Origin of the sequence: Dietzia sp. CW19 (assembly GCF_014145265.1) — a bacterium.
Classification (GTDB): Bacteria; Actinomycetota; Actinomycetes; order Mycobacteriales; family Mycobacteriaceae; genus Dietzia; species Dietzia natronolimnaea.
The window spans coordinates 1-4,744 of sequence record NZ_JAALEE010000076.1 but is presented as its reverse complement, the minus strand read 5'-3'; the positions used below and the strand labels follow the sequence as shown (position 1 = coordinate 4,744).

General features: G+C 69.8%; 5 protein-coding genes. 3 read left to right on the top strand and 2 right to left on the bottom strand.

Annotated elements, in window-relative coordinates; all coding sequences use genetic code 11:
• Positions 1-1,469: S9 family peptidase (locus G6021_RS02810; protein WP_182640628.1), on the bottom strand; the 1,469-nt coding region annotated here is incomplete at its 3' end.
• Positions 1,470-1,636: 167 nt separating this feature from the next.
• Between G6021_RS02810 and G6021_RS02805 the strand changes: the two genes are divergently transcribed.
• Both G6021_RS02805 and lpdA read left to right on the top strand, forming a co-directional pair.
• The gene (locus G6021_RS02805) at positions 1,637-1,792 is read left to right on the top strand and encodes a hypothetical protein (protein WP_179523434.1); all 156 of its coding nucleotides are present in this window, start codon (positions 1,637-1,639) and stop codon (positions 1,790-1,792) included.
• 123 nt (positions 1,793-1,915) lie between these two features.
• Positions 1,916-3,310 carry a dihydrolipoyl dehydrogenase gene (gene lpdA, locus G6021_RS02800; protein WP_179523433.1) on the top strand — a complete coding sequence of 465 codons (1,395 nt, stop codon included), beginning with the start codon at positions 1,916-1,918 and terminating at the stop codon, positions 3,308-3,310.
• A 143-nt stretch (positions 3,311-3,453) separates the two neighbouring features.
• Here the strand turns inward: lpdA and G6021_RS02795 are convergent, their stop codons facing one another.
• Positions 3,454-4,236, bottom strand: coding sequence for a hypothetical protein (locus tag G6021_RS02795; protein ID WP_182640627.1), 783 nt, complete (start codon positions 4,234-4,236; stop codon positions 3,454-3,456).
• Between the two features lie 226 nt (positions 4,237-4,462).
• Here G6021_RS02795 and G6021_RS02790 point away from each other — a divergent pair.
• On the top strand, positions 4,463-4,744 hold a 282-nt coding region (locus tag G6021_RS02790), incomplete at its 3' end, for an HAD family hydrolase (protein WP_347238904.1).

The following is a 4,744-nucleotide window of genomic DNA, read 5'->3' as shown; positions in this document are numbered from 1 at the left end:
CCGTATCCGTAGAGGATGGTCGGCCTCGGCCCGTCGGGGCCGGGGCCACGCATCACGGTGTAGGGCACGCGGGTGCCGTCGTCGCTGACCGCCGTGTGCCGGGTGACCTCGATGCCGGTGGTGTCGAACCGGTCGGGGGTGGACCCGAGCGTCGTGGTGGAGCCGTCCGCGCGCAGCAGCACCAGCGACGGCGGCACGATCGGCCCGGACACCGCGAGGACGGCGTCGTCGGGGTGTGGGCGCTCGTCGTCGTCGTCGTCCATTCCGCCGCCTGCGTCGGCGCCGGACAGGCGGTCGCAGGACAGCACGTCCACCGACACGTGGTCCGGTAAGCCCTCGACGGGGCGGGGCTCCCAGGCCCCGTCCGCGGCGTCGGGGATCGTGTACGCCTCGAGGCGGGACTCGGTGTCGTCGAGGATCGTCAGCAGGATCCGGTCCCGGCCCCAGGTCACGTCCTCGACCGTGGTGGAGGGGGTGGGGGAGAACAGGACGACGGGCTCGGGCAACCGCGAGGGGTCGGCGTCGATCGCGGCCCACGGCAGCACGAGGACCGACCCGCCGGCGTGGGTGCGTCCGGCGACCTCGAGATCGGTGCGCGGCCGCAGCAGCAGCCAGTCCCCGCACGACTCCACGCGGCAGTCCTCGGGGACCGGGAGTCGGTGGGGTGCGGTGGTCGAGGGATCGACCCCCGGGGACCAGAACCACTCCTCGGAGGTGTGGAAGTCGGGGGCACGGCTGGCCGTGTAGCGGCCCGAGGTGAGGTCGTACGCGGCGCCCACCGCCACGTCCTCCGATCGTCCGGAGAAGATCACCGGCGCGCTGAGCGGGTCGGTCCCGCGACGCCACAGACGCGCCAGGCGGGGGTAGCCGGAGTCGGTGGCGTCCGACCCGCCGGGGTCCAGCGGCGAGGACAGCAGCAGGGTGTCCCGGTCCACCCAGGACACCGAGCTCTTGGCCTCGGACAACCGGAACCCGCCCTCGGACTCCGGGACGAATCGGCGGGCGGTCAGATCGAACTCGCGGACCTCCACCGCGTCCGCGCCCCCGCGGGAGAGCCGGATGAGCGCCCTGTCGTCCGCGGGGCGCCGGACCACGGTGCCCGAGTAGACCCAGTTGACCCCCTCCTCGGCGGCCAGGGCGTCCACGTCCACCAGGGTCTCCCAGGCCGGGTGGTCGACGCCCGGGGCGCCACGCGAGAGCACGGACCACGGCACCCGTCGCCACAGACCGCGGGGATGGTCGGCGTCCCGCCAGAGGGTGTAGGCGTGGCGGCCGCGCAGGACCGGCCACGCGATGCGGTCTGAGGCGTCGAGGATCTCCAGGGCGCGGGCGTACGCCGTCTCGGCCTCCGGCCCGGAGGCGAGCTCCGCCACGGTTCGGTCGCTCCGGTCCCGGACCCACTCGAGGGCCCCGGCGGAGTCGACGTCCTCGAGATGCAGGAACGGATCGGGCGACGCGGATGAGTTCATGCCCCGATGATGCCGTGTGCGGCCCGTCGGCAACTGAACCGGTGTAAGAAATCCACAGGCTCTTGTTACCGGGCCGTAGCGTCAGTACCATCAACGCCATGCAGGGGTCGCCTGACCCGGCCATTCTCGAAATCCTCGAGAATGCACTCAATAAACGGAGATACACAATGGGTTCCCTCACCGACATCCTCAGCACCGGCTCGGGCGATTCCGGTTCGCTCAGCGGCGGCAGCGCCACCGGCAACATCACCGACATGATCGCCGAGACCGTCGGCGACATCGTCGCCTCGGCTCTCAAGTCGGTCCTGGGCAACCTGTCCTGAGCTCGCCCCACTCGGGCACCGTCGCCGCCCCTCCCCCCGGGAGGAGGCGGCGACGCTCATTTCGGGTGGGGTTCCACGCCGCTCCGCCGCTCGGCGGCCGTCGGGAGCGCTACCCTGTGTGTCGTGGCTGACACTCATTACGACCTCATCGTCCTCGGCGCGGGCCCCGGTGGCTACGTCGCCGCGATCCGCGCCTCGCAGCTCGGCCTCAAGGTGGCCGTGATCGAGGAGAAATACTGGGGCGGTGTGTGCCTCAACGTCGGGTGCATCCCCTCGAAGGCGCTGCTGCGCAACGCCGAGCTGGCCAACACGGTGCTGCGTGACGCCAAGACGTTCGGGATCTCCGGGGACGTCTCCTTCGACTACGGGGTGGCCCACGACCGCAGCCGCAAGGTCTCGGACAACATCGTCAAGGGTGTCCACTTCCTCATGAAGAAGAACAAGATCACCGAGATCGACGGCTTCGGCACCTTCACCGACGACAAGACGATCGAGGTCGACGGCACCTCGTACACGTTCGACAACTGCATCATCGCCACCGGTTCCGTGGTCAAGACGCTGCCCGGGATCGAGCTGAGCGAGAACGTGGTGGACTACGAGGACCAGATCCTCTCCCGCGAGCTCCCGGATTCCGTCGTGATCGTCGGCGCCGGGGCCATCGGCATGGAGTTCGCCTACGTCATGTCCAACTACGGCGTCGAGGTGACGATCGTCGAGTTCATGGACCGTCTCCTGCCGAACGAGGACGAGGAGGTCTCCAAGGAGATCGCCAAGCACTACAAGAAGCTCGGCGTCAAGGTCCTGACCGGGCACAAGACCACCAAGGTCACCGACAACGGCGACTCGGTGGAGGTGGAGGTCGAGAAGAACGGTGAGGAGGGCAAGTCCCAGACCCTGACCGTGGACAAGGTGCTGATGGCCGTGGGGTTCGCGCCCCGGGTGGAGGGCTACGGCCTGGACAAGACCGGTGTCGAGCTCACCGACCGCGGCGCCATCGCCATCGACGACAACATGCGGACCAACGTCAAGGGCATCTACGCCCTCGGCGACGTCACCGCCAAGCTGCAGTTGGCCCACGTGGCCGAGGCGCAGGGAGTCGTGGCCGCCGAGACCATGGCCGGCGCCCAGACACAGACCCTGGGTGACTACCGGATGATGCCGCGCGCGACGTTCTGCCAGCCGCAGGTGGCCTCGTTCGGGCTGACCGAGGCCCAGGCCCGCGACGAGGGCTACGACGTCAAGGTGGGCAAGTTCCCGTTCTCCGCCAACGGCAAGGCGCACGGGCTCGGCCACGCGGTCGGGTTCGTCAAGGTCGTGGCCGACGGCACGCACGGCGAACTGCTCGGTGCCCACCTCATCGGCCCCGACGTCTCCGAGCTGCTGCCCGAGCTGACCCTGGCGCAGATGTGGGACCTCACCGCCGAGGACGTGGCACGCAACGTGCACACCCACCCGACCCTCTCGGAGGCCATGAAGGAGGCCGTCGAGGGCGTCAGCGGCCACATGATCAACCTCTAGGGGCGCCGGCCCGGCCCTGACCCGGCCGGGCCCGCCCTCACCGGGCAGCGGTCAACGAAAAGAGCGTTCCGCGCACCGCCTCTCGGGCGACGTGCGCGGAACGCTCTTCTCGATGGCTGGGGCGCCGACGACGGTCGAGGGGCCTACTCGGCCACGACGATCTTGGCCATCTGCGCCTCGTAGATGGCGTCCAGGGCGCCGGCCGCGGAGGGCAGGACCGGGTCGGCCGCCGGGTTGTTGCCGCGGGCCGCGTACTCGACGCTCACGGTGGTGTCACGGGTGAAGCCGTGGATCGCGATGGCCCGGCTCAGCGAGCGGGTGCCGTCCGGGCGGGTGGTGATGAAGTCGCTGGTGACCCGGAATCCCTCGGTGCCCTCGATGGCCGGGGCGTCCGCCACGGTCATCACGAGCTCGACGGCGGGGTTGGTCGAGCTCCGCGAGGAGGTGCACGCCTCGTACAACGAGCGGTCCATGAAGTCGTCGAGCCTCTGACCGACCATGCCGATCCCGAAACGGTGCTCGGTGTCGTCCTCCTCCGACTGCTTGTACCGCACCGCTGCGGTCAACCCGTCGGTGGTCGCGAAGTTGGAGACCGTCTCGAGGCGGGAGACACGGTCGCACGCCGGGTCCTCCATGAGCTGCTTGCCCTGGTCGGCGACGAGCTTGTCGACGGCCTCCTGGAGGAGATCCGGCTCGATCACCTGCACCACACCGCCACCGGGGGCCTCGCCCTCGGACAGGACCAGCTGGTCGAGAGGCGCCTCGGGTGCGGACTCGTCGATGGTCGCCGTGGTCTGGGTGTCGCCCGAGGCGTCACCGTTCCCGGAGTCGTCGGAGTCCGACGTGCAGGCCGTGAGTGCGGCCGCGGTGACCAGTGCGAGGCCGGCGATCGCGACACGGCGGGGATTGCGGGTGCGAAGTCGCATCTCTCTCCTTCTAGTCCAGAGTCACCGACCATAGTGCCACCGGGCACCCGGCAACAGTGCATTCCGCCCCGCGTGGAGGCCGGGTGGCTCCCACATCCGTCCGCGCCGGGCGTGAGATCGGCCGCACGGGGGGAGGTGAGGGGTTCGATACGGCCGCCGGGTGTCTACCCTTGATGCGTCACCGGACGAGCCCGATCGGCCCACCGACCCGGAAGCAGGATTCGACATGGACCATGACGGCATTGATGCCGTGCTCTTCGACCTCGACGGGGTCATCACCCCGACGGCCGAGAAGCACATGCAGGCGTGGAACCGGATGTTCTCCGCGTACTTCGCCGACCGCGGGATCGACCCCTACTCGGACGAGGACTACTTCCGCTACATAGACGGCAAACCGCGGGTGGAGGGGATCGCGTCGATGCTCGCCGCGCGCGGCCTCACGCTGCCCGATGGCGTCGAGGGCGAGGGCGACGACGACGAGGGGTCAGCCGAGGCGGACACGATCACC